The organism is Methylobacterium persicinum (assembly GCF_022179525.1).
GTDB lineage: Bacteria > Pseudomonadota > Alphaproteobacteria > Rhizobiales > Beijerinckiaceae > Methylobacterium > Methylobacterium persicinum.
In genome coordinates, this window is sequence record NZ_BPQX01000042.1 from 36324 (window position 1) to 62975 (window position 26652).

At 69.4% G+C, this 26652-nt stretch carries 24 protein-coding genes and 1 pseudogene; 14 read left to right on the plus strand and 11 right to left on the minus strand.

Translation table 11 applies throughout. The annotated features are described in order from the left end of the window. Window positions 1-92 precede the first annotated feature (92 nt). Both MFF22_RS17840 and MFF22_RS17845 read right to left on the minus strand, forming a co-directional pair. Window positions 93-3515 (minus strand): acyl-[ACP]--phospholipid O-acyltransferase, encoded by a 3423-nt coding sequence (locus tag MFF22_RS17840; RefSeq protein WP_238250422.1) that lies wholly within the window; start codon window positions 3513-3515, stop codon window positions 93-95. 80 nt (window positions 3516-3595) lie between these two features. Further along, window positions 3596-3859 carry a hypothetical protein gene (locus tag MFF22_RS17845; protein ID WP_238250425.1) on the minus strand — a complete coding sequence of 88 codons (264 nt, stop codon included), beginning with the start codon at window positions 3857-3859 and terminating at the stop codon, window positions 3596-3598. Between the two features lie 275 nt (window positions 3860-4134). Here MFF22_RS17845 and MFF22_RS17850 point away from each other — a divergent pair, with 275 nt between their 5' ends. After that, entirely contained in the window at window positions 4135-5001 is an 867-nt protein-coding gene (locus tag MFF22_RS17850) for an MBL fold metallo-hydrolase (protein ID WP_238250427.1), read from the plus strand. 24 nt (window positions 5002-5025) lie between these two features. Here the strand turns inward: MFF22_RS17850 and MFF22_RS17855 are convergent, their stop codons facing one another. Genes MFF22_RS17855 through nthA form a run of 3 tightly spaced genes read right to left on the minus strand, consistent with a single transcriptional unit; the run spans window position 5026 to window position 6661 of the window. Then, entirely contained in the window at window positions 5026-5352 is a 327-nt protein-coding gene (locus MFF22_RS17855; protein WP_238250428.1) for a nitrile hydratase accessory protein, read from the minus strand. After that, window positions 5349-6008 carry a nitrile hydratase subunit beta gene (gene nthB, locus MFF22_RS17860; protein WP_238250429.1) on the minus strand — a complete coding sequence of 220 codons (660 nt, stop codon included), beginning with the start codon at window positions 6006-6008 and terminating at the stop codon, window positions 5349-5351. Before nthB ends, MFF22_RS17855 begins: the two co-directional genes overlap by 4 nt. Next, window positions 6005-6661 carry a nitrile hydratase subunit alpha gene (gene nthA / locus MFF22_RS17865; RefSeq protein WP_238250431.1) on the minus strand — a complete coding sequence of 219 codons (657 nt, stop codon included), beginning with the start codon at window positions 6659-6661 and terminating at the stop codon, window positions 6005-6007. The genes nthB and nthA overlap by 4 nt, the downstream gene beginning before the upstream one ends. 185 nt (window positions 6662-6846) lie before the next feature. Here nthA and MFF22_RS17870 point away from each other — a divergent pair, with 185 nt between their 5' ends. The 5 genes from MFF22_RS17870 (at window position 6847) to MFF22_RS17890 (ending at window position 14279) form a co-directional block, all read left to right on the plus strand. Then, complete coding sequence (locus MFF22_RS17870; protein ID WP_238250432.1) at window positions 6847-7560, plus strand: sigma-70 family RNA polymerase sigma factor; 714 nt, start codon at window positions 6847-6849, stop codon at window positions 7558-7560. Between the two features lie 183 nt (window positions 7561-7743). Beyond that, entirely contained in the window at window positions 7744-9288 is a 1545-nt protein-coding gene (locus MFF22_RS17875; protein WP_238250498.1) for an acetolactate synthase large subunit, read from the plus strand. Continuing rightward, window positions 9285-11630, plus strand: a complete 2346-nt coding sequence (locus tag MFF22_RS17880) for a penicillin acylase family protein (RefSeq protein ID WP_238250433.1) — start codon at window positions 9285-9287, stop codon at window positions 11628-11630. Before MFF22_RS17875 ends, MFF22_RS17880 begins: the two co-directional genes overlap by 4 nt. Window positions 11631-11670: 40 nt before the next feature. Next, complete coding sequence (locus MFF22_RS17885) at window positions 11671-13152, plus strand: M81 family metallopeptidase (RefSeq protein WP_238250434.1); 1482 nt, start codon at window positions 11671-11673, stop codon at window positions 13150-13152. Then, a complete protein-coding gene (locus tag MFF22_RS17890; protein WP_238250435.1) occupies window positions 13149-14279 on the plus strand; it encodes a M20/M25/M40 family metallo-hydrolase in 1131 nt (376 codons plus the stop codon). The genes MFF22_RS17885 and MFF22_RS17890 overlap by 4 nt, the downstream gene beginning before the upstream one ends. A gap of 71 nt (window positions 14280-14350) precedes the next feature. Here the strand turns inward: MFF22_RS17890 and MFF22_RS17895 are convergent, their stop codons facing one another. Beyond that, window positions 14351-15748, minus strand: a complete 1398-nt coding sequence (locus MFF22_RS17895; RefSeq protein WP_238250437.1) for an amidase family protein — start codon at window positions 15746-15748, stop codon at window positions 14351-14353. Between the two features lie 313 nt (window positions 15749-16061). Between MFF22_RS17895 and MFF22_RS17900 the strand changes: the two genes are divergently transcribed. After that, a complete protein-coding gene (locus tag MFF22_RS17900) occupies window positions 16062-16220 on the plus strand; it encodes a hypothetical protein (protein WP_238250438.1) in 159 nt (52 codons plus the stop codon). A gap of 8 nt (window positions 16221-16228) precedes the next feature. Here MFF22_RS17900 and MFF22_RS17905 read toward each other — a convergent pair whose 3' ends face one another. Beyond that, a complete protein-coding gene (locus MFF22_RS17905; RefSeq protein ID WP_238250439.1) occupies window positions 16229-17164 on the minus strand; it encodes a metallophosphoesterase family protein in 936 nt (311 codons plus the stop codon). Between the two features lie 52 nt (window positions 17165-17216). Then, window positions 17217-17708: pseudogene (locus MFF22_RS17910) on the minus strand (VIT1/CCC1 transporter family protein); the annotation flags it as partial. A 243-nt stretch (window positions 17709-17951) separates the two neighbouring features. On the opposite strand from MFF22_RS17910, the gene MFF22_RS17915 reads away from it, so the two are divergent. Genes MFF22_RS17915 through lpxK form a run of 3 tightly spaced genes read left to right on the plus strand, consistent with a single transcriptional unit; the run spans window position 17952 to window position 21045 of the window. Continuing rightward, window positions 17952-18740: a lysophospholipid acyltransferase family protein gene (locus tag MFF22_RS17915; protein WP_238250440.1), complete on the plus strand. Its 789-nt coding sequence runs from the start codon at window positions 17952-17954 to the stop codon at window positions 18738-18740. Next, window positions 18737-20056 (plus strand): 3-deoxy-D-manno-octulosonic acid transferase, encoded by a 1320-nt coding sequence (locus MFF22_RS17920; protein WP_238250441.1) that lies wholly within the window; start codon window positions 18737-18739, stop codon window positions 20054-20056. The genes MFF22_RS17915 and MFF22_RS17920 overlap by 4 nt, the downstream gene beginning before the upstream one ends. Beyond that, entirely contained in the window at window positions 20056-21045 is a 990-nt protein-coding gene (lpxK, locus tag MFF22_RS17925; RefSeq protein WP_238250442.1) for a tetraacyldisaccharide 4'-kinase, read from the plus strand. The genes MFF22_RS17920 and lpxK overlap by 1 nt, the downstream gene beginning before the upstream one ends. Window positions 21046-21355: 310 nt before the next feature. Here the strand turns inward: lpxK and MFF22_RS17930 are convergent, their stop codons facing one another. Further along, complete coding sequence (locus MFF22_RS17930; RefSeq protein ID WP_238250443.1) at window positions 21356-21574, minus strand: DUF2093 domain-containing protein; 219 nt, start codon at window positions 21572-21574, stop codon at window positions 21356-21358. Between the two features lie 49 nt (window positions 21575-21623). Continuing rightward, complete coding sequence (locus tag MFF22_RS17935) at window positions 21624-22610, minus strand: bifunctional riboflavin kinase/FAD synthetase (RefSeq protein ID WP_238250445.1); 987 nt, start codon at window positions 22608-22610, stop codon at window positions 21624-21626. Between the two features lie 242 nt (window positions 22611-22852). Here MFF22_RS17935 and MFF22_RS17940 point away from each other — a divergent pair, with 242 nt between their 5' ends. The 3 genes from MFF22_RS17940 to MFF22_RS17950 all read left to right on the plus strand — a co-directional run bounded on the left by MFF22_RS17940 (window position 22853) and on the right by MFF22_RS17950 (window position 24733). After that, window positions 22853-23236, plus strand: coding sequence for a response regulator (locus MFF22_RS17940; RefSeq protein WP_238250447.1), 384 nt, complete (start codon window positions 22853-22855; stop codon window positions 23234-23236). Window positions 23237-23340: 104 nt separating this feature from the next. Then, window positions 23341-23877, plus strand: coding sequence for a protein phosphatase CheZ (locus tag MFF22_RS17945; RefSeq protein WP_238250448.1), 537 nt, complete (start codon window positions 23341-23343; stop codon window positions 23875-23877). Window positions 23878-23956: 79 nt separating this feature from the next. After that, the gene (locus MFF22_RS17950; RefSeq protein ID WP_238250449.1) at window positions 23957-24733 is read left to right on the plus strand and encodes a creatininase family protein; all 777 of its coding nucleotides are present in this window, start codon (window positions 23957-23959) and stop codon (window positions 24731-24733) included. On the opposite strand, the gene MFF22_RS17955 is transcribed toward MFF22_RS17950, so the two are convergent. Beyond that, on the minus strand, window positions 24676-25596 hold the full coding sequence (locus MFF22_RS17955) for a glycosyltransferase family 2 protein (protein ID WP_238250450.1): 921 nt from the start codon (window positions 25594-25596) through the stop codon (window positions 24676-24678). The genes MFF22_RS17950 and MFF22_RS17955 overlap by 58 nt on opposite strands. A 288-nt stretch (window positions 25597-25884) precedes the next feature. Here MFF22_RS17955 and MFF22_RS17960 point away from each other — a divergent pair, with 288 nt between their 5' ends. Beyond that, complete coding sequence (locus MFF22_RS17960; protein ID WP_370877600.1) at window positions 25885-26586, plus strand: DUF1223 domain-containing protein; 702 nt, start codon at window positions 25885-25887, stop codon at window positions 26584-26586. Window positions 26587-26652: the final 66 nt, after the last annotated feature.

Sequence of the window (26652 nt, forward strand, 5' to 3'; positions counted from 1 at the left end):
CTGCTAGTAGCGAGCGGACCTCGTCGGGAAACGTGCGTTCCCCCCTCTCCACGCCTTCGGGGAGAGGAGATACTCCCTGTCCAGCCAGATGCTTAGGCGGCTTCGGCGCCGGCCCGCTCCTGCGCGAGCTTGGCGACGGCCACGAGATCGACCTTCCCCGCCCCCAGCATCGGAAGCGCGTCGAGCACGACGACGTCGGCGGGGATCGATACGTCGGACGCGCCCTTCCCCTTCGCGAAGGTCTGGAACGCGGCGCGCGTGGCCTCCTTCGCCTGGGTGAACAGCACGAGCCGCTCGCCCTTGCGCGGATCGGGCAGCGCGGCCACCGCGCTCGGCCGGTCGGGCCACAGTTCCGCGGCCAGGGCCTCCACCGCGGCGAGGGAGACCATTTCGCCCGCCACCTTGGCGAAGCGCTTGGCCCGGCCCTTGATGGTCACGAACCCGGTCTCGTCGATGGTCACGATGTCCCCGGTGTCGTGCCAGCCCTCCGGCGGCGGCTCCAGGACCCCCGGCCGTTCGGCCTTCAGGTAGCCCAGCATGATGTTGGGGCCACGCACCCACAGGCGGCCCCCCTCGTCGATGCCCGGCACCGGATCGAGGCGGGTCTCGATGCCGGGCAGGATCCGGCCCACCGTGCCGAAGCGGTTGAACATCGGCGTATTGAGGGCCACCACCGGGCCGCATTCGGTGACGCCGTAGCCCTCGAGGATACGCAGGCCGAACTTCTCCAGCCATGTCCGGCGGGTGTCGTCCTTGATCGCCTCCGCGCCGGCGACGACGTAGCGCAGCGAGCGCAGGTCGTAGGCATGCGCGGCCCGGGCGTAGCCCTTCAAAAAGGTGTCCGTCCCGAACAGCACGGTGCTGTTCGTCCCGTAGATCAGCTCCGGCACGATCCGGTAATGGAGCGGCGAGGGATACATGTAGACCGGGACACCGGAGACGAGGGGCAGGACGAGCGCCGCCGTGAGCCCGAAGGCGTGGAACACCGGCAGGACGTTGAACACCTTGTCCATCGGCCCGAAATCGATCCGTGCGGCCACCTGCGCGACGTTGGCGAGCATGCACCGGTTAGCCAGCACAACGCCCTTGGGCGTGCCCTCGCTGCCGGAGGTGAACAGCACCGCCGCCGGATCCTCCCCCCGGCGCGGGACGAGGGGCTTTCGCGGGCTCAGGAAGCCCCGGATCTTGTCCGTCGTGGTGACCGATGCGCGAATGTCCTCGAGGTAGACGAGCTTCACCTTGCCCGCCATCACCTCGGCGAGGGGGCCGAGACGCCCCTTTTCGATGAAGGCCCGCGATGTGAGCACCGTATCGACCTCCGCCGTGGCGCAGGCCGAGAGCACGTTCTTCGCCCCAGCCGAGAAATTGATCATGGCCGGCACCCGGCCTGCCGAGGCGAGGGCGAAGAAGGTCACCGCCGTACCGTTGGCGTTGGGGAGCATCACGCCGATGCGGCCGCCCTCAGGGGCGAGGGGCATCAGCTTGCGGCCCAGGATGTTGGCGCCCATCACGAGGCGCCCATAGGTCAGCCGGCCCGTGACCGGATCCTCCAGGGCGTTGCGGCGCCAGCCATGATGCTCGCCGGCTTCGATCAGCGCCGCCATGAGCCCGCGGTCGATCTCCGCCGTGCGGAACAGCAACTCGGACATCGCGTCGTACAACTCCGCACCTGCCGCCAGCCGCCGGGCTTTGCCCTTGAGCGCAGGATCGACGGTAAGTCGCAGAGGTGGCATGACGGTGACTGTGACCTTCGGCCACCAGCGTCGGCGCACCTGCCGCTGGGACAGGCGGGAGAAGATCGTCTGCTCGAGCCCGTCGATCTTCACGGGCACCACCATCGCGCCGGTCTTGTCGGCGATGAGGCCGGCCCCGTCGTACACCTTCATCAGGCTGCCCGTGACGGTGAGCCGTCCTTCGGGGAAGATGATCAGCGTCTCCCCCGCTTTCACCGCGTTGATGAGGGTCCTCGTGCCCAGCGGTTTGGTCGGGTCGAGGGGCATCGCCCGGGTCATGCTCAGGAAGGGGCGCACCCACCAGCGTCGGGCGATGCCGCTGTCGACGGCGAAGACCGGCTCCTGGTCCAGTAGCGACAGGGCCAGCGGCGCATCGAGGAACGAGACGTGGTTGAGCGCCACGATGCAGTTGGGTCCGGCCTTCTCAATGTTGTCGAGGCCGTGGACCTCCAGGCGGTAGAAGGCCCGGAACAGGATCGACAGGGCGTCCCGGAACGGGCTCGTCGGCAAGGTCGCCAGCACGACGCCGCCGACGACGAGATTGAGGACCGCGACCACCGCCAGGAGACTGGCGATCGACAACCCCGCCGCCTGCAGGGCCGCGAGGGCGAGGGTCCCGCCGACCATGAAGGCGGCGGTGATGACGTTGACCGCGCCGATGATGCGGGCGCGCATCGCCTTCTCGGCCCAGGCCTGCACCGCCGCGAAGGACGGCACGATGTAGAGCCCCCCCGCCACGGCGAGGCCGAGGAAATCGATGACCGTGCGCAGGCCGTGGCCGGTATCGAGGAAGGCCAGCGGTCCAATCGCCTCGGCGGGAGGCGGCGGCAGGTGCCCCACGGTCCAGGCGAGGTCGAACCCGAAGAGGGCCATCAGCACGGCGCCGACGGGGGTCGGCAGCAGCACGATCCGTCCGCTGGCGAGCCAGGACGCGAGGCCCGATCCGAGGGCGATCCCGATGGAAAAGGTCGCCAGCAGAAGGGTGATGACGGTCTCGGTGCCGTTGAAGGACTGGCGCACCAGCACCGGCAGAAGGGACAGGACGACGACCCCCACGAGCCAGAACCAGCTGACGATCAGCGACCCCCGCCAAAGCCGGGTATCGACCCACAGGTCGCGCAGGAGCGAGACCGTGGAGCGGGCGATGTTGGGATCGACGTGAAGGTCCGGGGCGCCCTCCCCGGTCGCGGGAATCATCCGGGCCGAGAGCCAGCACAACACCGCGAAGGCCATGACGAGGGCGCCGAACAGCGCGCCCGAACCGCCCATGGCGGAGGCCGTGCCCGCCGCGATGGTCCCTAGGAGGATCGCCAGGAAGGTCGCCGCCTCGACCAGCGCGTTCCCGGCTGGGAGTTCTTCCCGCCGGAGATGGTCGGGCAGGATGCCGTACTTGATCGGGCCGAACAGGGCCGCGATCGTCCCGAACAGGCCGAGCGCCACGAACAGGACCGGGACCGAGTGGAGCAGGAAGCCGACGACGGCGCAGCCTGCGGCGAAGATCTCCGCAAATTTCAGCCGGCGGGCCATCAGCGCCTTGTCGTAGCGGTCAGCCCACTGGCCGCCGAGGCCCGACAGGATGAAGAACGGCCCGATGAACACCGCACTCGCGAGGGTGACGAGCACGCCCGCATGGTCCCCATCGCCCGCCCCCGCCCCGCCGCCGAGGCCGAACAGGATCAGGAAGGCCAACGCATTCTTGAGGAAATTGTCGTTGAAGGCCGAGAAGAACTGGCACCAGAACAGCGGCGCGAAACGCCGTGCGGTCATCAACGAACGGAACATGTCGGTCTCCGGCCTCGCGCCATGACTGACCCAGGCAGAGCGCCGAGGTCAAATCCGGCGGGATCCGGGACGCATCCGGTTCAGCGGCGGCCGGTTCCCGGTAGGGGGAACCCGTGCCGTCCGTGACGTCTGCGCCTGTCGATCAAGGCGCGCAGGGCAGTGCCGAGATCGTAGGACCGGTAAGCGTGATGCGCCAGAATCGCCGCGAGCGCCAGGGCGAGGGCCGCGGCGACGCACGGCAGGGCGAGCAGCAAGAACAGCACGGACCCGACGGCGGCGCGTTCCCCGAGGGACGCCCTCGGCCACGGATCGATCGGGAGCCTGAACGGACGTGCTGTCGGCATGGGATAGTCCCCATTCGCCTCGGATTGCGACGGCGTCGCACCGGCCGGGCGGCGCCCTGCCGCGTCCGGTCGATGAAGTGTGTCCCGGTTCACCCCAGCCGTCGAGCGCGATCTTTAAGCAGAGATGTCGCGGCGCGGGGTGGAGGATGTGACCGGTTGCACCTGGAAACCGTGGCCTTCGAGGACAGTTTCTGGCGGTGCCTTCACCGTCGCGTGAGGCGGCGCGACCAGCGGGCCGGTTCTTCTGCCACCGGATTCGCCGAGGACCTGAGACAATGCCCGGATACCTGCCCTTCGCGGGCGCCCTGAAGCTGCCCGCCTACACCTGCGACAATTGTGGGTTCTGGCAGCGCCATTTCGAGCCGCCGGCCGCTTGCCCGATGTGCCTCGACGCGCGGCACGTGGTGCCGCAGGACGGCTGGCGCTTCCGCACCACCACCGAGGCGCAGGCCGCCTTCCCCTGCCACTGGGAGGAGCTGGAACCGGGGGTCTGGCGGTTCTGGAACGAACCGGTCTCTGGCATCGGCCCCTCCGCCTACCTCATCCGCACCGAGGACGGGAACATGGGCTTCGAGGGGTGCCCTGTCTTCAGCGAGGCGGCGCTGGATCAGATCGAGCGCCTCGGCGGCATGCGGATCCTGTCGGCCTCGCATCCTCACTCCTACGGCGCTTTGGTGCAGTTGCAGGACCGGTTCGATCCGGAACTCTGCCTGCCCGCGGCGGACTTCACGTGGAGCGCGGCCCTGCAGGTGAGCTGGCCCTACGACGATTTCCTGGAACCCCTCCCCGGCCTCGAACTGCACCGCACGGCGGGTCATTTCGACGGCCATGCCGTCCTGTTCGATCGCAAGCGCAAGATCTGCCTCTGCGGCGACGCTTTAAAGTTCGAACTCGAGCCGGACGATTTTCGCCGGGCGCGGACCATCTCAGCCCACAAGGCCTTCGTCCGAGGCGTGCCTCTGACGGTAAACGAGCTGCGCCACTACCGCGACGTGTTCGAGCGACTCGACTTCACCCAAACTTGGACGCCCTTCGAGCCGGCCGCCAATTGCGGACGTACCGAGGTCCTGGCGCTCATCGACGGCATGCTCGCCACGCGCCCCCATGCCTATCCTGTGCCGCTGGCGGAACTGCGCTGGTAGGGTTTGCTCCGGCTTATCTTTCCCCTACGCCGCGCCCGCCGGGTCGTTCGCGAGCAAAATCGGTTGGCCGTGGGGCGTGGCGTGGGCAGCCCGCTGCCATGCTGCGGTGAGCGCGTCGAGGCGAGCCGCATCGGCGACGCCCCGCTCGGCGAGGAGGCGTTCCAGCGTCTGCAGCCAGCATCCGTAATCGGCGGCTTGCTCGCCCTCCCCCTCGGGACGGATCGTCCGGCCGAGGGCGTCGGCCCATTCGGACCACGTGAACAAGCCCGCCTCCTGCAGCGCGACGACGAGGGCGAAAACCTGCGCCTCCCAGGGGGCCGCGAAGGGAGACTGGGGTTCAGGAGCGGTCATGCCGGATCGAGATAGGGTTCGAAGGCCGCGATGGTGATGCGCCCACCGAAATCCGCGTCGGGACCCCAGATCTCGGCTGCGTCGAAGCCGACGGTGTAGAGCCAGACCGGGTTCTCGCCCCGGCCGTAGGCATTGCTATCGGGGAAGACGAAGGCCCCATGGACCGCTTCGACCGTCCCCATCCGTCCCCGGACGTAGCGCGGCAGGCGGGTATGTCCGACCGGGTTCATCACCTTCGCCATCACACCATCTCCCACGGCGAAGCGGGCCGGCGCCTCGGCGGGACGGTCGCTCGGGAAGCCGGCGCGGAAGCGGGGTTCGAGGATGTCGGCGGTGAGGATCCGGGCGATCGGCGCGGGCGCCTGCACCGAGCGCCCTGACCGCATCTCCTCCGGTGTGGCGAGACCGTGGGCGCGGATCTGCGCCTCCAGGGCCTCGAGCCAGATCGCGTAATAACTCGACGCGAGGTACTGCGCCGGCGGCAGGGATTCCCGGGCCGCGCGGCTGCCGTCGAGGTTCCACGTGCCGGTGAAGCCCATCGCCATCGCTAGGGCAAAGACCCGTTTCTCCCACTCGGCATGGAAGACCGGCTCGTTCTCCTCCGGGAGGACGGGCCCGAACCCGTGGCTTCCACCGAGATCCTGCGCCCCGTTCATGGCTTGCTCTTCCCGCCCGGGGCGAGGGCAAGGCCGGTGCCGATCATCGCATCGCGGGTGACGAGGGAGGCCAGGGCCTCCTCGGTTAGGCCCTCGGTCCCGGCCGGCCGCATGGGCAGCACCATGAAGCGCGTCTCTGCCGTGGAATCCCATACCGCGATGCGCGTCGTCGCCGGGAGGGCGACGCCGAACTCCTCAAGCACCCCGCGGGGATCGATCACCGCCCGGGCCCGGTAGGCCGGCGCCTTGTACCAGACCGGCGGCAGTCCCAGCACCGGCCAGGGGTAGCAGGAGCACAGCGTGCACACGACCATGTTGTGCGTCTCGGGTGTGTTTTCGACCACCACCATGTGCTCGCCGCCGCGGCCGCCGATGCCGAGTTCGGCGATGGCCGGCGTCGCATCCGCCAGCAGCCTTTCGCGGTAGGCCGGATCGACCCAGGCCCGCGCGACGACCCGCGCGCCGAGATGCGGACCCACCTTGGTCTCGTACATCTCCACCAGGGCGTCGAGGGCTGCGGGATCGACGTAACCCTTCTCGACGAGGAGGGATTCCAGCGCCCTGACACGCGCCTCGACGGGCGCGAGATCGCTGCCGTGATCGTGATCGCCCCCGTGATGATGGGGGGCGGAATGCCCGTGATCGTGCGCCATGCCTCTGCCCTCTGCCGGAGAATGCACCCTGCCTCCGGTTAAGGCCACCCCGCGAATGGAAGGCCAAGGTTCGGGGAACCGGGACGATCCGGCAAATGCTGACGGGCCTGTTTAGCAACGGTTCAGCGAAGGCGACCTAGGAAACTTCGATAGTCTTCAAAATGCAATATACAGGAGGCGAGCGGATGGCTGTCGAACTGCCCGATACTCCAGGGGAATTTTCCTTAAAACGCGAACGGTCGAGCACGGCCCATGACGTCGGACGGCATCTGGCTGCGCCCCTGCGCGATTATTTCGCCGTGACGCAAAACGATCCGGTGCCCGATCGGCTGTCCGGCCTCGTGGGCTGGCTCGAAACCCTGTTCAGGGAGATCGATGCCGCCGCCGCCTTCGACTTCCGCAGCGACATCATCAACGCGCTTCCGGCCCTGCGGACCTTTGCCCTCTCGCTCTGCGGGGACGGGACCCGGGCGGACGACCTCGTGCAGGAGGCCTTCGCCCGGGCCTGGGCTAACCAGCACCGTTTTCGCCCCGGCACCAACTTCACCGCCTGGGTCTTCACGATCCTGCGGAACCTCTTCTACTCGGATCTGCGCAAGGCCAAGCGCGAGGTGGAGGATGCCGACGGCGCCCATGCCGCGCGCCTCGTCGCCCTGTCCGACCAGGAGGATGCCAGCACCCTAACCGCCGTGCGGGACCGTCTGAATCGCCTGCCCGCCGCGCAACGCGAGGCGCTGCTGTTGGTGGGTGCGGAGGGCTTCACCTACGAGGAGGCCGCGGATCGGATCGGCTGCCAGGTCGGCACCGTGAAGAGCCGCGTGAGCCGCGCGAGGGCGACCCTGTTAGCGGGCCTCGACTTCGCGGTGATCGATGGCGCGGGCCGATCGGCCTTCGGCTGACGCGGCTGGGTCAGCTCCGCAAGACCCGCGCCACGAGCTGTGCCGAAGCGGAGGGGAACAGCGGCGCGGTTCTGCATCGGCGGCCCCTTGCGCCCAGGCTCCGCCGTGCCACGATGAGTGGATTTCGCGGGTTCTGGGAGGACAGGCGTGGCTGAACCGACGACGGAGGCGGCGGCTGCGCCGATGAATGGCGCCGAAAGTCTGGTACGCACCCTGGTGGCGGGGGGTGTCGAGGTCTGCTTCACCAATCCCGGCACGTCCGAGATGCATTTCGTGGCCGCCCTCGACCGGGTGGAAGGAATGCGCTGCGTGCTCTGCCTGTTCGAGGGCGGCGCCACGGGCGCGGCGGACGGCTACGCCCGCATGGCCGACAAGCCGGCCTCGACCCTGCTCCATCTCGGCCCCGGCCTCGCCAACGGGCTCGCCAACCTGCACAACGCCCGGCGGGCGCGCTCGCCCCTGGTGAACATCGTCGGCGAACACGCCACCTATCACCGGGAATACGACGCGCCCCTCACCTCCGACATCGAGGGGTTGGCCCGCCCGATGTCGGCGTGGCTGCGCACGGGCATGAGTGCGGAGGCCATCGGCCGGGATGGCGCCGACGCCATCGCCGCCGCCCGCACGGCGCCGGGGCAGGTCGCGACCCTCATCCTGCCGGCCAACACCGCCTGGGACCCCGGCACCGGCGTCGCCCCCGTTCCGCCGGTGCCTGACCGGGCGCGCGTCACAGACGATGCGGTCGCGGCCGCCGCCGATGCCCTGGCGAGCGGCGAGCCGGTGCTGCTGCACCTCGGCGACCGGGCGGTGCGGGGGGAAGGCCGTGTTCTGGCGGACCGGATTGCCCGGAAGACGGGGGCGAAGCTCCTTGCCATGACGTCGAATGCGCGGATCGACCGGGGCGCGGGCACAGTGCCGATCGAGCGTCTGCCCTATCCGATCGACCAAGCCATCGAGGCCCTGAAGGGCTTCCGGCACATCATCCTCGTGGGCGCGACCCGGCCTGTCGGCTTCTTCGCCTACCCCGGCAAGCCGAGCCTGCTCGCTCCCGAGGGCTGCCGCACGCACACCCTCGCGACGCCGGAAGACGACCAGATCGACGCGCTGGAACGCCTCGCCGAAGCCGTGAACGCCCCTGAGGTCGCGCTGCCCGACCTCGGCACGCGGCCGGAGATCCCGACCTCCGGCGCCCTCGAGCAGGATGCCATCGGGGCGGTGATCGGCGCCCTGATCCCGGAGGGGGCTATCATCTGCGACGAGTCGCTGACCACGGGCCGCAACTTCTTCGGCCTCACCAAGGCCAGCGCGCCGCATACCTGGCTCCAGCTCAGCGGCGGCTCAATCGGCGTCGGTATTCCCATGGCGACGGGGGCCGCCGTGGCCTGCCCCGACCGCAAGGTGATCAATCTGCAGGCGGATGGCAGCGGCCTCTACACGGTGCAGGCGCTCTGGACGCAGGCCCGCGAGCGACTCGACGTCGTGACGGTGATCTGGTCGAACCGCGCCTACGCGATCCTGCGGGGGGAACTCGCCAATGTCGGCGCCCTCAATCCCGGCCCCAAGGCCATCGGGATGCTGAGCCTCGACAATCCGGCGATCGACTGGGTTTCCCTGGCCCGCGGTTTCGGCGTCGACGGGCGCCGGGTCGAGACCCTTGCGCAATTCACCGATGCCCTGAAGCACGGGCTCGCCGAGCGGGGGCCTTTTCTGATCGAAGTGGTGCTGTGAGCGCGGGCTTCACCCTGCCGGGCCTCACCGGGCCGGCCGAGATCCGCATCGACCGCTGGGGCCTCGCCCATATCCGCGCGGGGAGCGCCCTCGACGCCTTCCGCGTCCAGGGCTTCAACGCCGCCCGCGACCGGCTCTGGCAGCTGGACCTGTGGCGCAAGCGGGGGCTCGGGCTCCTGGCCGCGGATTTCGGCCCGGGCTTCCTCGCCCAGGACCGGGCCGCGCGCCTGTTTCTCTACCGGGGCGACATGGCGGCCGAATGGGCGGCCTACGGACCGCAGGATACGAAGGCGATCGTCACCGCCTTCGTGGGCGGCCTCAACGCCTTCATCGGCCTGACCGCCAAGCGGCCCGATCTGCTCCCGCCGGAATTCGCCGTGACGGGTACTGCGCCCGCCCTCTGGGCACCGGAGGACGTGGTGCGGATCCGCAGCCACGGGTTGGTGCGCAACGTCCTGTCCGAGGTGGCCCGGGCGAAGGTGCTCGCCCGGGGCGGGGGCCTCGCCACGGACGACCTGCGCAAGCGCCTGAGCCCGCCCCACGACGTCGTCGTGCCGGAGGGGCTCGACGCCGCCGACTGGCCCGACGATCTGCTCGACGTGTTCCGCCTCGCCACCGCGCAGGTGACCTTCACGCCGGAGCGGATGGCGGCGACCCGTGCCGAGGCCTGGGCTTGGTGCAAGGTGGACGCTTACGGCGCCGTGTGCCGGACGGGGGCTCCGGTGCCGCCCGAGCCCGCTGAGGGCTCGAACAACTGGGTCGTCGGGCCTAGACGCACCGATACCGAGCGGCCGATCCTCGCGAGCGATCCGCACCGGGTCTACCTGAACCCGTCCCTGCGCTACGCCGTGCATCTGACCGCGCCCGGCCTCGACGTGATCGGCGCCGGGGAGCCCGCCCTGCCCGGCATTTCCATCGGCCATAACGGCCATGCCGCCTTCAGCCTGACCATCGCGCCGATGGATCAGGAGGACCTTTTCGTCTGCGAGAAGCATCCCGACGACCCGGACCTCGTGCGCCGGGACGAGGGTTGGGAGCGCATCCTCCGCATCGCCGACACCATCCCCGTCCGGGGCGAGGCCGCCGAGCCTGTCACCCTGGCCTTCACCCGCCAGGGGCCGGTCATCGCGGAGGATGCAACCCGGGCCTTCGCCCTCGCCACAGTGTGGTCCGCACCGGGGGCGGCTGCCTATCTCGGCAGCCTCGCTTATCTCGGAGCGACCACCCCGGAGGCCTTCGGGGACGCCCTTCGCCACTGGTCGGCGCCCTCCGTGAACCAACTCTACGCCGATTGTGACGGTCGGATCGCGTGGTTCATGGCCGGCAAGGCGCCCCGGCGCCCGGCCCATGACGGCCTGCTCCCCGTGCCGGGGGACGGGCGGTTCGATTGGGATGGTTTCCACAATGCCGCCGCCCTTCCCCGCGCCATCGACCCTGTCGAGGGCTGGCTTGCCACCGCCAACGAGATGAACCTGCCCCCCGGCTACCCGGCCGGGGAGCGGAAGCTCGGATTCGAATGGCACGAGCCGTGGCGGGCGAACCGCATCCGCTCCGTGCTCGGCGGCCAGGAGGCGCACGGCATCGCCGATTCGCAGGCCCTGCAGGCGGACGCCTTCTCCGAGCCGGCCCTACGGATCGCCAGCATCGCCTGCGCCATGCCAGCGGGGGACCGGGCGGAGATCCGCGCCGCGCAGGACATGCTCCGGGGTTTCGACGGCACCCTCGCCGCCGGCAGTGCCGCCGCCGCCCTGGTGGAGGTGCTCTGGGTCCGCCACCTGCGCCCGGCCCTGATCGCGGCGCTGGTCCCTGATCCGGCCATCCGGCGCCTGATCCCGCCCGGCGACGCCGAAAGCCTGATTCAGGGGCTGGAAAGCCGCCTCGCACCCGGGCGGCGCGACGAACTTTTGGCCGATACCCTCGCGGCGGCATGGGCGACTTGCCGGGATAAGATGGGCGACGATCCGGACGCCTGGACATGGGGGCGGATACACCGGGCCCTGTTTACCCATCCCCTCTCGCCCCTCGGGGCCGGTGGCGGCTGGGATGTCGGCCCGTTTGCCCTCGGCGGGGCCGGGGCAAGCCCGATGCATGCCGAGTACCGGACCGACACGTTCCGCATCACGAACGGGGCGTCGTTCCGCATGGTGGTGGATGTCGGCGCCTGGGACCGCTCGGTCTTCGTCAACGTTCCCGGCCAATCGGGCGACCCGCGCAGCCCGCATTACCGCGACCTTGCGGAGGTCTGGTCCCGCCAAGAGCACGTCCCGATGCCCTACTCGCCGGGAGCCGTGGAGGCTGCGACGCGGGACACGATCCTCCTCACCCCGGCAACCGGCGCATGACTTGCTGGTGGCCCGGGCGATTTCATACCAAGGAGACCCCTTGAAGCTCTTCATCGCCGGGCTCGCCACCGAGACCAACACCTTCGCCCCCCTGCCCACCGGCCGCGCGGCCTTCCTGGCCGACTACTCCCGACGGAACGGCACCCGCGCGCCACCCTCCCTGAGCAATATCGGCCTTAAGGCATGGCGGGAGTTGGCCGAGGCGGACGGGCACGAAGTCGTGGAGAGCATCTCCACCTTCGCCCAGCCCGGCGGAACGACGCTTCGGGGCGTCTACGAAGAGCTCCGTGACACGCTCCTCGACGATCTGCGCGCCGCCTTGCCCGTGGATGGCGTGCTCCTGTTCATGCATGGGGCGATGGTCGCCGAAGGCTACGACGATTGCGAGGGCGACACCCTCGAACAGGTCCGCGCGCTGATCGGGCCGGACGTGACCATCGGGGTTGAGATCGACCTGCACTGTCACCTCACCGAAGCGATGCGCAGGGCCGCGGACGTGATGGTGATCTATAAGGAATACCCGCACACCGACATCGTGGACCGGGCCCGGGACCTCTATCCGCTCGTGATCGGGACGGCGGAGCGGCGCATCCGCCCGGTCATGGCCTATGCCGATTGCCGGATGGTCAGCATGTGGCGCACCACCCGCGAGCCGGTGGCGGGCTTCGTCCGCCGGATGACCGCGCTCGAGGGGCGGGACGGCATCCTCTCCGTCTCCTTCGGCCACGGCTTCCCCTACGCCGACGTGGCGGATGTCGGCGCGAAGATGCTCGTCGTTGCCGATGGCGACGATGACAGGGCGCAGGCCCTGGCCGACGAACTCGCCGCCGAAGTCTGGGCGATGCGGGACGCCGCCGCCACCGCCTTCGACACGATCGACGCCGCCATCGATGCGGCCCTGGACTCGGACGACCCCCGGCCGATGGTGCTGGCGGACACCGCCGACAACGCCGGCGCTGGCGCGCCCTCCGACAACACGGCGGTCCTCGCGCGGCTCGTTGCCCGCGGGGTGAAGGGGGCCGCGCTGGGGATGATCTGGGACCCCGGCGCCGTTGGCATCTGCCACGAGGCGGGCCTCGGCGCGACGTTCGACCTGCGGATTGGCGGCAAGTGCGGCGTGACCTCAGGCGAACCGGTGGATCTTCGGGTAACGGTCCGGGGCCTGTCCGAGGATCACAGCCAGGGCGGCCTCAGCGGCGGGCGGGCGCAACTCGGGCCGGCGGCCTGGGTGGAGGCAAACGGCATCCATCTCGTGCTCACGCACAAGCGGCAGCAGCCCTTCGCCCCCGACGCCTTCACCGGCCTCGGCCTGACGCTGGACGACAAGCGCATCGTCGTCGTGAAGTCGATGCAGCATTTCTATGCCGGCTTCATCCCCTTCGCCTCCACCGTGCGCTACGTGGCAGCGCCCGGCGCGGTGCCCCCGGATTACGGCGCGATTCCCTACACGAAGCGCGATCCGCGCTACTGGCCGCGGGTTGCCGACCCGTTCTCCGCCACCGCCCCGGAGGCTGCCCGATGACAAGCGCACTGCATGTCGCGCCGGACGAGATCTTGGATACCCTGCGGGCCTGGGTGGAGTGCGAAAGCCCGACCCACGATGCGGCGGCGGTGAACCGCATGATGGCCCTGGCCGCCCGCGACCTCGCCATCGCCGGGGCGCAAGTCGAGACCATCCCCGGCCGCATGGGCCTGGGGGACTGCGTCCGAGCCCGATTCCCCCATCCCCGCCGGGATGAGCCCGGCATCCTCGTCCTCGGCCATCTCGACACGGTCCATCCCGTGGGAAGTCTGGCGCACATGCCCTGGCGGATCGAGGGCGACCGGGCTTACGGGCCGGGCGCCCTCGACATGAAGGGCGGCAATGTCATCGCCCTTGCGGCGATCCGCGCCCTCGCCGCCGCGGGGTCCCGGACACCCCTGCCGGTGACCGTGCTGTTCACCAGCGACGAGGAGGTGGGAAGTCCCTCGACCCGCGACCTGATCGAGGCCGAGGCCGCGCGCCATGCCTTCGTCCTCGTTCCGGAACCCGGCCAACCCGGTGACGGTGTCGTCACCGGGCGTTACGCCATCGCCCGATTCCACCTCGAGGCCGTGGGCCGGCCGAGCCATGCCGGCTCATCGCCGGCCGAGGGACGCTCGGCGATCCGCGCCATGGCCCGGAAGGTCCTAGCGATCGACGCCCTGTCCGATGCCGACTGCACGGTGTCCACCGGCATCGTCTCGGGCGGGCAATGGGTGAACTGCGTCCCCACCCTCTGCCGGGGACAGGCCCTCAGCATGGCCAAGCGCCAAGCCGACCTCGACCGCGTCGTAGACCGGATGCTCGCCCTCTGCGGGGAGGAGGACGGTGTCTACTTCAGCGTGAGCCGGGGCGTCACGCGCCCTGTCTGGGAGCCGGACGCGGGCACGCTCGCCCTCTACGCCATCGCGAAGGACATCGCCGCCCGGGCCGGCATCGTGCTCACCCACGGCAGTGCCGGCGGCGGGTCCGACGGCAACTTCACGGGAGCCCTGGGCATCCCGACCCTCGACGGGCTCGGCGCCCTGGGGCGCGGTTACCATACGCCCGAGGAACACGTGCTGATCGACTCGCTTCCGGGCCGGGCGCGGCTCTTCGCCGGGCTGCTGTTGCGGCTGGGGGCCTGACGCTCGGCAGGCCGTCGTCGCTCCTCCAATCCTTTCTCCTTGTCCCGCCATTGCCCCCGGGACCGGACGGGTCAGACGCCCACCGGGTCCACCGGCATGGCCGGTACGCCGCCAGCCTCGATCGCCTCGCCCGCCGCGAGGCAGAGATCCTCCCGGAACCGGGCGGCGACGATCTGGACGCCCACCGGCGTGCGGCCGACGAGACCCGTCGTGACGGTGAGGGCGGGAACGCCGAGCGGCGCCAGTCCCACCTGCAATAGGTTCGCCTCGAAGGCGCGGGCGATGCCATCCGGGGTCCGGTCGAGCCCGTCCGGGAAGGGCAGTTCACCAGAGACGGGCAGCAGCAGAACGGGGTGGTCGGCTAGGAAGACGGACCATTGCCGGACGAGGGTCGCCCGGCGGACAAGCGCCTGTGGGATCGCGTCCGGCCCAAGGGACTCCGCCCTGCTCCGGAATGCTTCGAGGAGGCCGATGGCCTCCGGGTCGCCCTCGCGCTCCGCCGCCGCCCGGACGGCGGCATAGCCATCCCCGAGCCAGAGCGTGAGCTGGATGTCGTTGGCCTCGCGGATCGGCGGCGTATCGGCAATCTCCTCGACCTCCCAGCCGGCGGCGCCCAGCCGGGCGGCGGCGTCGCGCAGGGCCGCCTCGACCTCCGGCACGATGGCGAGGCCGCCGGGACGCAGGCAAAGGGCCACCCGGCGCGGCCTGGCCGGGCCTTCGAGAGGTGCGGGGACCCACCACGGGTCGCGGGGATCCGGTGCCGCCATCGCGGACAGGGCAAGGCGGATGTCGCCGATACTCCTGGCCAGGGGCCCAGACACCGCCATGAGTTGCGGGCCGATCCCGCGTTCCGGGGACGACGCGTTCCAGGCCGGGATCCGGCCGAAGCTCGGGCGCAGGCCGTGGACCCCGCACGCATAGGCGGGGTAGCGCACCGATCCGGCGATGTCGGTGCCGTGGGCGATGGCGCCGATGCCCGCCGCCACCGCAGACCCGGCCCCGCCGGACGATCCGCCCGGAGTCAAAGACGGGTCACGGGGGTTCTTCGTCGCGCCGTGCAAGCCGTTGGTGGTGAACCAGCGCAGGGAGAAGGCCGGCGTGTTGGTGCGGCCGAGGAGCACCGCCCCGGCCCGGCGGAGGTTCGCCACGACCGGGCTGTCGGCTTCGGCGACCAGATCCTTCTGCAAGCGCAGCCCGTTCGTGGTGGGAAAGCCACGCTGGTCGGCATTGACCTTGATGGTCACCGGCACGCCGGCGAGTGGCCCGAGGGCATCGCCCCGCAGGCGGCTTTCATCCACCGCATCGGCCTCGCGCAGAACCTCCTCGGGCCGGTGTTCCACCACCGCGTTGAGCGCACCGTTGACCGCCTCCAGCCGGCCGAGGGCATCTGCGGCGACTTCCCGGGCTGAGACTTCGCCGCTGCTAATCCTGTGGGAGAGTTCCGTGGCTGTGAGACGCCAGAATTCCATGGGCTCGACCTCGGTTCTGTCGGAAATACGGTGATTCGCCAGTTGTTGAGCCGGCTCAATCCGGTATTTGCGGCCTTATACAAAATGCATGGGTCTTGCCCATTATTTGAGCAAGCGCCGGATCGCGTGACTCGTCAAAGCCTTCCCGCGCTGCAACTTTCCGGTCGTCGGTACTTCACCACAGGCTGGCCTTGCGTCCAAGGACGACTTGCCTAACCTCCACTCACGGCGTGCGCCACCGATACCGGCCCAGAAGGGGACCGGTGAGGCCGACAATCCTGCGACAGCTTTCTCCAGCACAAGGCAGGTTCCCATGTCCGACACCATTCGAGTCAAGCCGACCCACGACGGCACCTACACCGTGTATCTCGGCAAGCTCGCCCTGGTCAGCGGTCTCACCCGCGTCCAGGCCGAGCGTTACGAGGCCAGCATCGTCCGTCGCCCGGCGGGTGTCCTCGCCAACGCCACCTGACAGGCCCCTCAGGCCGCCGTACCCGTGAGCGCGGCCGTCTTCAGGTCGAAGGAGCCGAGATCGGCCATCACGCCGGAGGCATCGAGGCCGCGGCGGCGGGCGGCGATGGCATAGCCGTCGCCGACTTTCTCAAACTCGTAGAGCGCATAGCCTGCCCGGCGCCCCGGCAAAGCGCCATGTCCGTCCGGCAGGGCCGAGGCGGACGGCACGCCCACCACCGGCACCCCGAAGCCACCCGGACCGGCCATCCGGGCGAGGCTCGCCACATGGTTGTGGCCGTGCATGACGAGTTCGGCGCCGACCCGCCCGATCATCGCGGCGAAGGCGGCGGCGTCCTTCAACTCGCGGCCCGGCGACGCCCCGCCGGGGTGGGGCGGATGGTGTATCATCACCACTCGGCAGGGGCGCCCCGGTTCCGTGGCCAGCGCCCTCAACAGCGTCTCCGCCGCCGCAAGTTGCGGTGGTCCGAGGCGTCCGCTGGCGACGAAGGGCTTCGTGGGGATGGCGCTCGAAAGGCCGACGAGGGCGATCGGCCCGCGCCGCCGGAGGTAGGGGAAATGCGCCGGCACTCCGGAGTCGTCCGTGATGTAGGCTCCGCAGGACGCGAGCAGGCCTTCGAGTGAACCACGGACATAGGCGTCGTGGTTGCCCGGCACGAGGCTCACATCCGCCGACGGCCCGAGCGCCTCCATGAAGGCCCGCGCCGTCGCCCATTCGCTGGGCAGGCCGATGTTGCAGAGGTCGCCTGTGCAGGCGACATGATCTGCTCCCTGCGCGCGAAGATCGGCCACCAGAAGGGACAGGGTCGCCATGTCGTGGCTGCGGGACCGCCCCCGCTGCCAATTGGCGTAGCCGGTCGCCCGCTTGCCGAACAATTGATGGAGCCTCGGCCGGCCGAGCGGGCCGACATGCGGGTCGCTGAGATGGGCGAGGCGGAAGGGCAAGTGAGGGGGCGCTCCGGATGTCGCCCCGGCATCGCGGCGGCCGGTCCCCGCGTCAAGCGCTTCCGATCACGATCCCCGTGACGAGGACCAGCAAGCCGCCGAGCATCACCTGCAGGGCCGCCCGCCAGAACGGCGTCGCCATGAATCGCGTGCGGATGCCCGCGATCACCGCGAGTTCGACCACCACCACGGCGATGGCGAGCCCCGTGGCGAGTATGAAGGCGTTCGGCCAGCCGGGGGGAAGGTCGTCCGGGATGGCATAGGGAAGGGTGTGGCCGAGGCCCCCGATCGTGGTCATGACCCCGCAGACGAGGCCCCGGATCAGCGGGTTGCCCCGCCCCGTCACGCTTCCATCGTCCGAGAGGGCTTCCGTGAAGCCCATGCTGATCCCGGCCCCGATCGAGGCCGCGAGGCCCACGAGGAATGTCGACCAGTTGTGGCCGGTGGCGAAGGCGGCCGCGAAGATCGGCGCCAGGGTCGAGACAGACCCGTCGATCAGGCCGGCCAAGCCGGGCTGGACATAGCGCAGAACGAATTCCCGCCGCGCCTCCGCCAGGACTTCGGCCGTCTCCTCCACCACCAACGCCATCGCCGCCTCCGTTCTGGAACAATTCCAATCTACAATCTGGAATCGCTCCAAACAAGCCGACGACACGCCTTTGTGAGCTTGGTTCGGTCGGTCTCCGGCGGCTTGGTACGCCGTACGGGAACGTGGAGAGTGCAATCTGGCGACTTGTGTCGTCCCTGTCGCAGGGCGTATGCCGCCACGCCTGACCAGCGGGCCGTAATGAGTTTCATCAAGCGCCTTCTTCGACAGCCGCCTGTGAAGCGGGCGCTCGGGCGCCTCGCCGCCCGCTACCTGCGTCTCGTCGGCGCCACCAACCGCTTCACGTTTGAAGCGGGGAGCCGGGCCGGCGGCCCCGGCGATGCGAATGCCTGGCTCGACGCGCAGTTGCCGGCGATCTTCGGCATGTGGCACGGGCAGCATATCCAGATGCCGCTGATGCGCCGCCCCTCCGACCGGGTGGCGACCATCATCTCCCGGAACCCGGACGGGGACATCAACACCATCGCCCTCGAATGCCTGGGTGTGCGGGTGATCCGCGCCTCCGGGGCCCGAGGGCGCCGCAGGACCGCCGATACCCGAGCGAAGGGTGGTGCGGAGGGTTTGCGGGCCATGCTTAAGGCCCTGAAGGCCGGGGAATCGGTGCCGTTCAGTGCCGACGTGCCCAAGGTGACGCGCCGCTGCGATGCCGGCATCCTGACCCTCGCGAGGTTCTCAGGACGACCGATCATCCCCGCCGCGGTGGCGACGAGCCGCCACCTCCGATTCGGATCTTGGGACCGGGCCTGCCTCGCCCTTCCCTTCGGCCGGGGAGCGGTCGTGCTGGGCGACCCCATCGTCGTGCCGAGGGACTGCGAGGACGAGGCGTTCGAGGGCTTGCGCCGCCAGCTCGAGGCGGAGATGGACCGGGTCCACGCCCGGGCCTACGCCCTGATCGGGCGGCATGACCGGGCCGCCTATTACGGCGAGCCCGCCGCGTCGGCAGGAGCGCTCCAGGAGGGCGCGGCTTGAGGCACCCTCCCCTGACGTTGCCGTTGCAGATCTACCGGGCCGGCTTGCGAATCGGAGAGCCCGCCGTGGCCGGCCTGCTGGCGTGGCGGGCCCGCCATGGCAAGGAGGATCCCCGTCGCCTCGGGGAAAGGCGCGGCCTGCCGGGGCGGGCGCGGCCGATCGGCCCCCTGGTCTGGATGCACGGCGCGAGCGTCGGCGAGGTCCTGTCTCTCGTCGCCCTAGTGGAGGGCATGATCGCCCGGCGATATTCGGTCCTGGTCACGACCGGGACTCGGACCGCCGCGGACTTGATCGGCGCCCGCCTGCCGCCGGGCGCTGTGCATCAGTACATGCCCCTGGACGCGCCGCGCTGGATCGAGCGCTTCCTGGATCATTGGCAGCCTGACATCGCCGTGGTCGCCGAATCGGAGATCTGGCCCAACACGATCATCTCCCTCGACGAGCGGGATATCCCGCTGATCCTTGTGAACGGCCGGATGTCCGAGCGGTCTTTCAGGGGCTGGGAGCGCTCCCGTCGTACGGCGGCGGCTCTGCTCTCGCGGATCGCCGTTTGCCTCGCCCAAACGGCGGAGGATGGGTCCCGCTTCGCCAAGCTCGGCGCCCCGCGCGTGTCTGTCGTCGGCAATCTCAAGTTCGATGCCCCCGTTCCGCCCGCGGATCCGCAGCAGCTCAACTACCTCCGGCCGATGATGGCAGGACGGCCGGTCTGGCTGGCGGCGAGCACCCATCCGGGCGAGGAGGCCGCCGTTGCCCGCGCCCATGCGGAGTTGAAGGGGCGGTTTCCGAACCTGCTTACGATCCTCGCGCCGAGGCATCCCCGGCGAGGGGGCGAAGCCGCCGCCATCGGAACGGAAGCGGGGCTTCGGACCGCCCGCCGCTCGGCTGGTGGTCGCCCCCATCCGAGCGTCGATCTGTATGTCGCCGACACGATCGGCGAATTGGGTCTGTTCTACCGGCTCTGCCCCCTTGTCTTCCTCGGCGGATCCCTCGCGCCCCGGGGGGGGCAGAACCCCATCGAAGCGGTGCGGCTGGATGCGGCGGTCCTGCACGGGCCCCATACCGACAACTTTGCTGAGGTCTACAGCGCCCTCGACCGATCCAGCGGCGCGGCTTTGGTCGCCGACGGTGCCGAGTTGACGGATCTCGTCGGACGGCTGCTCGGCGACGGCACGCGCCTCGCAGAGATGGCCGAGGCCGGTCAGGCGGCCCTAAGGCCCTTCGAGGGTGCGGTCGGCCGGACCCTTGCCGTGCTCGATCCCTTCGTGGCGCAGATGAAGCTGCACGGCGTCCATCCGTCCGCACGAAGCCGGACCTGATGCGTCCGCCCGGTTTCTGGCAGGGCGCGCCGGACCACTGGACCGCACGTCTGCTCTCGCCGCTTGCAGCCTTGTATGGGTCGGCTGGTGCCAAGCGCATGGATCGGCCGGGGCAGCGGGCGAGCTGCCCCGTTTTGTGCCTCGGGAACTTCACCCTGGGCGGGGCCGGGAAGACGCCGGCCGCCCTGGCCCTCGCTGCCATGCTGCGCGATGGCGGACGGACGCCGGTCTTTCTCACCCGCGGCTATGGCGGTCGCCTCGCCGGCCCCGTTCGAGTCGAGCTTGGGGTCCATGGCGCCGCCGATGTCGGCGACGAACCCCTGCTCCTGGCACGTGACGCGCCGACCGTCGTCGCCCGCCGACGCCCGGCCGGGGCTTCGCTCTGCACGGATCTCGGCGCTTCGGTCATCGTGATGGATGACGGGCTTCAGAACCCCAGCCTCGCCAAGGATCTCGCCCTCGCTGTGGTAGATGGTGGCGCGGGGGTCGGGAACGGCCGAGTCTTTCCGGCGGGACCCCTTCGGGTGCCGTTGGCCCGGCAATGGCCCCATGTCGGTGGGGTGATCCTCGTGGGTGAGGGCAATGCTGGGGACGCTGTCGCCGAAGAGGCGGAGAGACGGGGGCTGCCCGTCCACCAGGCGCGCCTCGTTCCGGACGGGAACGGCGTGTCCGGCCGCCCCTGGTTCGCCTTCGCGGGGATCGGCCGGCCGGAGAAGTTCTTCGCAACCCTGCGGGATGCCGGGGCGGACCTGCGTGGCGCCCGATCTTTCCCGGATCACCATCCCTACCGGCCATCCGAACTCATCCGCCTCGCCGCCGAGGCCCAGAGGCTCGGGGCGGGCCTCGTGACCACCGAGAAGGATGCTGTGCGCCTGCCGCCGGATTTCACGGGTCAGGTTGAGGTCCTGAAGATCAAGCTACGCTTCATGGATCCCCCTGCCCTGCTCAAGCAGATCAGCTCCGCCCTCACATGGCACCAGAAGGATTGATTAGCAACGTCAGTGGCCTACGGCTGCCTTCTCACCCTTAGTTCGAGCAAGACGATTCGGCCAGGCGCGCGCTCCTCCGCCGTCACTTGAGGTTTTGCGTCGTGAGCGTTTCCTGGAAGCGTCGGCTCACGGCGCCCCTCCGTGATTGCGAGCGCAGCGAAGCAACCCAGGGATCCGCACCATCCTGAGAGGTTCCGGTGCCCTCGATTGCTTCGCTGCGCTCACAATGACGGGGAAGAGGATGCGATCCAAGTTTCGCAGAAAACGCCCTAGGGAGTTGTAAAGGCGCAGGAAAAACCTCCCGGGTATCTTAAGGGCGGCCGCTCGCTTTCAGCCGCGTCATCAGGGCCTCGGGAGAGACATAGGCTTCCTGCCGGGCGACGCTCCAGTAACGGAGCGCATCGAGGGGAATGGCGTCCCCGGTCACCGCGCAGCGCACGAAGCTGCCGGGCTTCACCACCCGCATGGTCCCGTCGCCGTAGGCCACCACGGCCTCTCCCGTATTTCCACGATCCAACCGGCCCAGCACTGTCGCCTCCGAAGTCGATTCGAAAACCCTCTACACCCCCTGTGCCCGGTCAGGCGAGCATCGACGGCACCGTGTCGGCCGCCAGCAGGCGACGGGCCTCCGCCGCGTCGAGATGCATCCGCGCGATCAGTTCATCGGCCCCGGCGAAACGCTCCTCCCCCCGGATATAGCCGACGAACTCCACGGCGAGGTCCTGTCCGTAGAGATCGCCGGAGAAGGCGAACAGGTTCACTTCGAGGAGCGGGGCGCCGTCGTCGAAGGTCGGGCGCCGCCCGTAACTCGCCACGCCGTCCTTGATCTGTCCGTCGGGCAGGCGGATCCGCACCGCGTAGATGCCGTGGGCGAGGCCGCAATCGTCGAGCATCAGGTTGGCGGTCGGGTAGCCGAGGGTCCGCCCGCGCTTGTCGCCGTGGCGCACGGTGGCGATTACGAACCAGCGGTAGCCGAGGAGCGCATTCGCCCTCGTCACGTCGCCTTCCGCCAGCGCCGCGCGGATCTTGCTCGATGAAACGGGCTCCTGCTCCCCTGGCAGGGCAACGGGTTCGACGAGGCGGCAACTCATGCCGGCCTCCCGGCAAAGGTCCTGAAGAAGGGCCGGCGTTCCCTCCCGGGCGCGGCCAAAATGAAAGTCGTGGCCGACCACGACGCCGGACAGGCCGAGGCCGTCATGCAGGAAATCCATCACGAAGGCGCGAGCGCCGGTTCCCGCCAGCCCCGCATCGAAGCGGCGGATGATCAGCCCATCAAGCCCGGTCTGCGCGAACAGGATCTCCTTGGCCTGCTCCCCCGTCAGGCGGAACATCGGCGCGTGGGGGCGGAAGAACGCGCGGGGATGAGGCGCGAAGGTCAGTGCCACGGCCGGGTGGCCGCCGGCCTCCGCTTCCGCGCGGACGGTCGCCGCGAGGGCCCTGTGACCGCGGTGCACGCCATCGAAATTGCCGATCGCTGCCACGGCGCCGCGCAGCGCCGCCGGCAAGGGCTCGTCCACACGGCAGAGGAGAAAGGGCCGCGCGGTCGTGTCGTCGCCTGGGACCATCGGATCTGAATCGATGCTTTCGAAAGCGCGGAGCCGCGGAAGTCAACATCCGGGTTCGGGCGGCGGGGACCCTGCCGAAACGGGTCGAGCCGGTCAAGCGAGGTCTCTGCGTGCCCTTTAACCCCTTTGCAATACGGCTGAGCTAAGGTCCCACTCAGGTTCCGTGCGGTTGATCTGCCGGACAGGACAATCCTTTCAAGCCGGACGTGACGCGTTCCGGGGGACTTCGGAGCATTTGGTTCATGGCTCTCGATCTGAGCATGCCGATCCTCGTCGTCGATGACTACCAGACGATGGTCCGCATCATTCGCAACCTGCTCAAGCAATTGGGCTTCGAAGAGGTCGACGACGCGTCCGATGGGACCGCCGCCCTCGCTCGCATGAAGGGCCGCAAGTACGGTCTCGTCATCTCCGACTGGAACATGGAGCCGATGACCGGCTACGAGCTTCTGCGCCACGTCCGGGCCGACGAGAGCCTGCGCACGACGCCGTTCATCATGGTCACCGCCGAGTCGAAGACCGAGAACGTCATCGCCGCCAAGAAGGCCGGTGTGAACAACTACATCGTCAAGCCTTTCAATGCGGCGACGCTTAAGTCGAAGATCGAGGCCGTCTGCGGAAGCTGACGGCGCCGCCGGGATGCGACGGCGCATCCGCCGCGCATCCTCGCCAATCCCGGGGGGGATGCGGGCGGACCGATCCAAGCGTTCCGGCACTCGAGGTAAGGCATATGGCTCAGGCGCAGCGGCCGAGTTCCGCGAACATCCGTGATTTCGAATCGGCGACAGTGGTCTCCGAACTTATCCAGATCGCCGAGTACATCACGCATATGCGGGATGAGATCGCGGCCCTTCGTGCGAACGAGATGACCCGGGACAGGATCCCGATGGCCCATGAGGAACTGGGAAGCGTTCTCGCCGCTACGGCGGGGGCGACCAACCGGATCATGGCCGCCGCGGAATCGATCCTGAGCCTGCCCGACGGAGCCGAGCACCGGCCGGTGCTGGAAGAGCATATCGGCACGATCTTCGAGGCCTGTGCGTTCCAGGACATCACCGGGCAGCGCATCTCGAAGGTGGTCGATGCCCTCCAAAGCTTCGAGCAGCGGCTCGACCGCTTCATCGGCGCCGTCCGGGCCCGGGATGCTGCCATCTCCGATCCGGTCGAACGGGCCCGCCGCGAACGGGCCTCCGAGCTGATGCTCAACGGCCCGCAGGCCGAGGAGATCGCCACGACCCAGGACGATATCGACGCCCTCTTCGCCTGAGGCGGCTACCTCCTGATCGACACCGGCGGCGGGCGGGAGATACACCCGTCCCATCGTGGGGAGCAGGGGGATCGGAGACATGACGGCGCGGCCCTGGTCCGACCTGACCACCGAGGAGATCGCCGCCCGGGACATGGCGCGGACGGTGGCGGTGTTGCCCGTCGCCGCCATCGAGCAGCACGGGCCGCATCTGCCGCTCTCCACCGATGTTGACATCGCGACAGGCTATCTCGACCGGGTCATCGCCCTCACCCCCGCGAATCTCGACGCACTCATCCTGCCCATCCAGCCGGTCGGCAAATCGGACGAGCACGACGCCTTTCCCGGCACCCTCACCCTCACCACCGGAACCGCCCTCGCGGCCTGGACTGAGATCGGGGCCGGGATCGCCCGAACCGGCTGCCGCCGCCTCGTCGTCGTGACGAGCCACGGGGGCAACAGCGCCTTGATCGATCTCGTGGCGGGTGAGTTGCGGGCGCGGCACGGCATGGTCGCGGTCACGACGTCGTGGAGCCGCCTCGGCTATCCCGACGGTCTCTTCCCGCCGGAGGAGATCACCCACGGCATCCATGCCGGCGGCATCGAGACGGCTCTGATGCTCGCCCTTCGCCCCGATTTCGTGCGCACGGGACGGGTCCGGGATTTTCCCTCCCGCGGCGCCGGGATGGCCCGGGAATTCCGCGTCCTGCGCACCGGCCGGCCGGCGGCCCTGGCGTGGAAGGCCGGTGATCTCAACCCGTCCGGGGCGATGGGGGATGCGCGGCTCGGCTCAGCGGAGGCGGGCCGGGCCCTCCTCGATCATGGGGCAAAGCTCTTCGTGGACCTTTTGCGGGAGGTGAGCCTGTTCGATCTCTGAGCGATGGGTGCGGGCTCGATGGTTGGTTCGCGCTCTGGCGATGGGGACGGTTCGACGGGCGCCCAGTTCGCGTGAACACTGACGACGGTCGGGTGCGGGCAGACGAGCGGGTTCAAAAGCCGCAGGCGCTGCATGATCCGTCGGGTGATCGCTTCGGCCTTCGGAAGATCGTCCGCGACTCCCGGCGGCCTAACGCCGGTCAGGTGGGACTGCACGAGCCGCAAGGCCGCGCAGTCTGGCCGGATCCGATAGCGCACGCCGGGCTCGGTGAAGGTCGTGCCGATGTGGCAGGTCCGGCGAATCGCCTGGAGCAGGGCCACGTCTTCGCCGCCGTGGCGCCGGAACAGCTCGTCCTCCGGAAAGCCGCCCGCATCGATGAGGACGCTGCGCCGGACCACCACGTTGCCCGGCACCGTGAATGTGACCCGCGTCCAGGCGTCGTGGAAGCCTGGATGGTTCATGATCAGTGGATTGAGCCCGACCGGTTTGAGCGCCAACCTGACGAGGGCGAAATCCTTGAACGTATCAAGGCTGGCGACGCCGACCTCGAGGGCTTGGCTTTCGTAGACGTCGTCGGCATCGAGGAAGGCGACGAGATCGGTTTGGGACAGGGCGATGCCGATGTTTCGCGCATAACCGGGGCCGCCATTCTCGGTCAGCCGCGTCAGCACCACGCGCCCGCCGGCCTGACTCGTCAGTGCCTCGACCGTCTCGACCGTCGCGTCCTCTGAGGCGTCGTCGATCACCAGAACCCGGTGACAGCAGGGTGATGCGAGGGCGCTGAGAATGCTCTCCGTAACAGTTGCCGCCGCATTGCGGACCGGCATGACGACGTCGAGGCGGGAAGGCGCAGTCTCAGTCATTCAAACGGCTCCGGCGAAGTGTTGTTCGCTGAACGATCGCTCTATGAAAACCCGCGCAACAGTCTCTTTTGATGCATTATTCACCGGGATATCCAACGGATCTACAACCGTTGTGCAAATTTAGCTCCTCACCGCAACCATAAGTGCAAATACTGCTGCTCGGACACGCGAGATGTCTCGCGGTGGCGGCTATGCGCACAAAAATCGCGACGTCGCCGTAACTCGCGGCCGAAGACGGGCGAAATGGTCGAGGCGGGGCAAGTTTGCTCCGTTGGAGCCATCAGACCCATGCGAACGATGACCTTCACCGGGTGCAGCCCGGCCGCCCTCGTGCTCAGCATCCTTCTCGGCGTGGCCCCGGCCGCCGCCCGCCCGATCGTGGTGGAACTGTTCACCTCGCAGAGCTGCTCATCCTGCCCGCCGGCCGAGGCGCTCCTCGGTGACCTCGCCCGCGAGGGCGGCGACATCCTGCCCCTCGCCTACCATGTGACGTATTGGAACCACCTCGACTGGCGCGATACGTACTCTCTTCCGGCAGCGACCCAGCGCCAGCACGCCTATGCGGGGAGGCTCGGCGGTGGCGTCTACACGCCCGAGGCCGTGATCGACGGCCGCACCGGCCTTGTGGGATCGCAGGCCGCCTCCGTGCGGGCGGCCATCGCAGCGGCCAGGGCGGGAGCCGGGGCGGCCTCCGTGCCGGTGAGCCTCAGTCGCGACGGTGGCCTGTCCGTGCGGCTCGGTGCCGGAATCGGTTCCGGAACCGTGACCCTGGTCGGGTTCGATCCCCGCCACGTTACGTCGGTCGCCCGGGGCGAGAATGCCGGGCGGACCATCACGCAGGCCAATGTCGTGCGCTCCGTCGCCGAGATCGGACGCTGGACCGGCGCCGCGAAGGTCCTAACCGTGCCGTGGCCCGCCGGTGAGGCGGCCGCGGTGATCGTTCAGGACGAGGATGGCCGAATCATCGGCGCGGCCCGGAACGGGGGCTAGCGCGTCCATCATGGCTCACTCTATCGCATTCGGCGGGACCCTGCCGGTCCGCCCCATGATCCGGCC

Coding starts and splice junctions, on each gene's coding strand:
- MFF22_RS17840 (WP_238250422.1), bottom strand. CDS start 3,515: ATGTTCCGTTCGTTGATGACCGCACGGCGTTTCGCGCCGCTGTTCTGG.
- MFF22_RS17845 (WP_238250425.1), bottom strand. CDS start 3,859: ATGCCGACAGCACGTCCGTTCAGGCTCCCGATCGATCCGTGGCCGAGG.
- MFF22_RS17850 (WP_238250427.1), top strand. CDS start 4,135: ATGCCCGGATACCTGCCCTTCGCGGGCGCCCTGAAGCTGCCCGCCTAC.
- MFF22_RS17855 (WP_238250428.1), bottom strand. CDS start 5,352: ATGACCGCTCCTGAACCCCAGTCTCCCTTCGCGGCCCCCTGGGAGGCG.
- nthB (WP_238250429.1), bottom strand. CDS start 6,008: ATGAACGGGGCGCAGGATCTCGGTGGAAGCCACGGGTTCGGGCCCGTC.
- nthA (WP_238250431.1), bottom strand. CDS start 6,661: ATGGCGCACGATCACGGGCATTCCGCCCCCCATCATCACGGGGGCGAT.
- MFF22_RS17870 (WP_238250432.1), top strand. CDS start 6,847: ATGGCTGTCGAACTGCCCGATACTCCAGGGGAATTTTCCTTAAAACGC.
- MFF22_RS17875 (WP_238250498.1), top strand. CDS start 7,744: ATGAATGGCGCCGAAAGTCTGGTACGCACCCTGGTGGCGGGGGGTGTC.
- MFF22_RS17890 (WP_238250435.1), top strand. CDS start 13,149: ATGACAAGCGCACTGCATGTCGCGCCGGACGAGATCTTGGATACCCTG.
- MFF22_RS17895 (WP_238250437.1), bottom strand. CDS start 15,748: ATGGAATTCTGGCGTCTCACAGCCACGGAACTCTCCCACAGGATTAGC.
- MFF22_RS17900 (WP_238250438.1), top strand. CDS start 16,062: ATGTCCGACACCATTCGAGTCAAGCCGACCCACGACGGCACCTACACC.
- MFF22_RS17915 (WP_238250440.1), top strand. CDS start 17,952: ATGAGTTTCATCAAGCGCCTTCTTCGACAGCCGCCTGTGAAGCGGGCG.
- lpxK (WP_238250442.1), top strand. CDS start 20,056: ATGCGTCCGCCCGGTTTCTGGCAGGGCGCGCCGGACCACTGGACCGCA.
- MFF22_RS17935 (WP_238250445.1), bottom strand. CDS start 22,610: ATGGTCCCAGGCGACGACACGACCGCGCGGCCCTTTCTCCTCTGCCGT.
- MFF22_RS17940 (WP_238250447.1), top strand. CDS start 22,853: ATGGCTCTCGATCTGAGCATGCCGATCCTCGTCGTCGATGACTACCAG.
- MFF22_RS17945 (WP_238250448.1), top strand. CDS start 23,341: ATGGCTCAGGCGCAGCGGCCGAGTTCCGCGAACATCCGTGATTTCGAA.
- MFF22_RS17950 (WP_238250449.1), top strand. CDS start 23,957: ATGACGGCGCGGCCCTGGTCCGACCTGACCACCGAGGAGATCGCCGCC.
- MFF22_RS17955 (WP_238250450.1), bottom strand. CDS start 25,596: ATGACTGAGACTGCGCCTTCCCGCCTCGACGTCGTCATGCCGGTCCGC.
- MFF22_RS17960 (WP_370877600.1), top strand. CDS start 25,885: ATGCGAACGATGACCTTCACCGGGTGCAGCCCGGCCGCCCTCGTGCTC.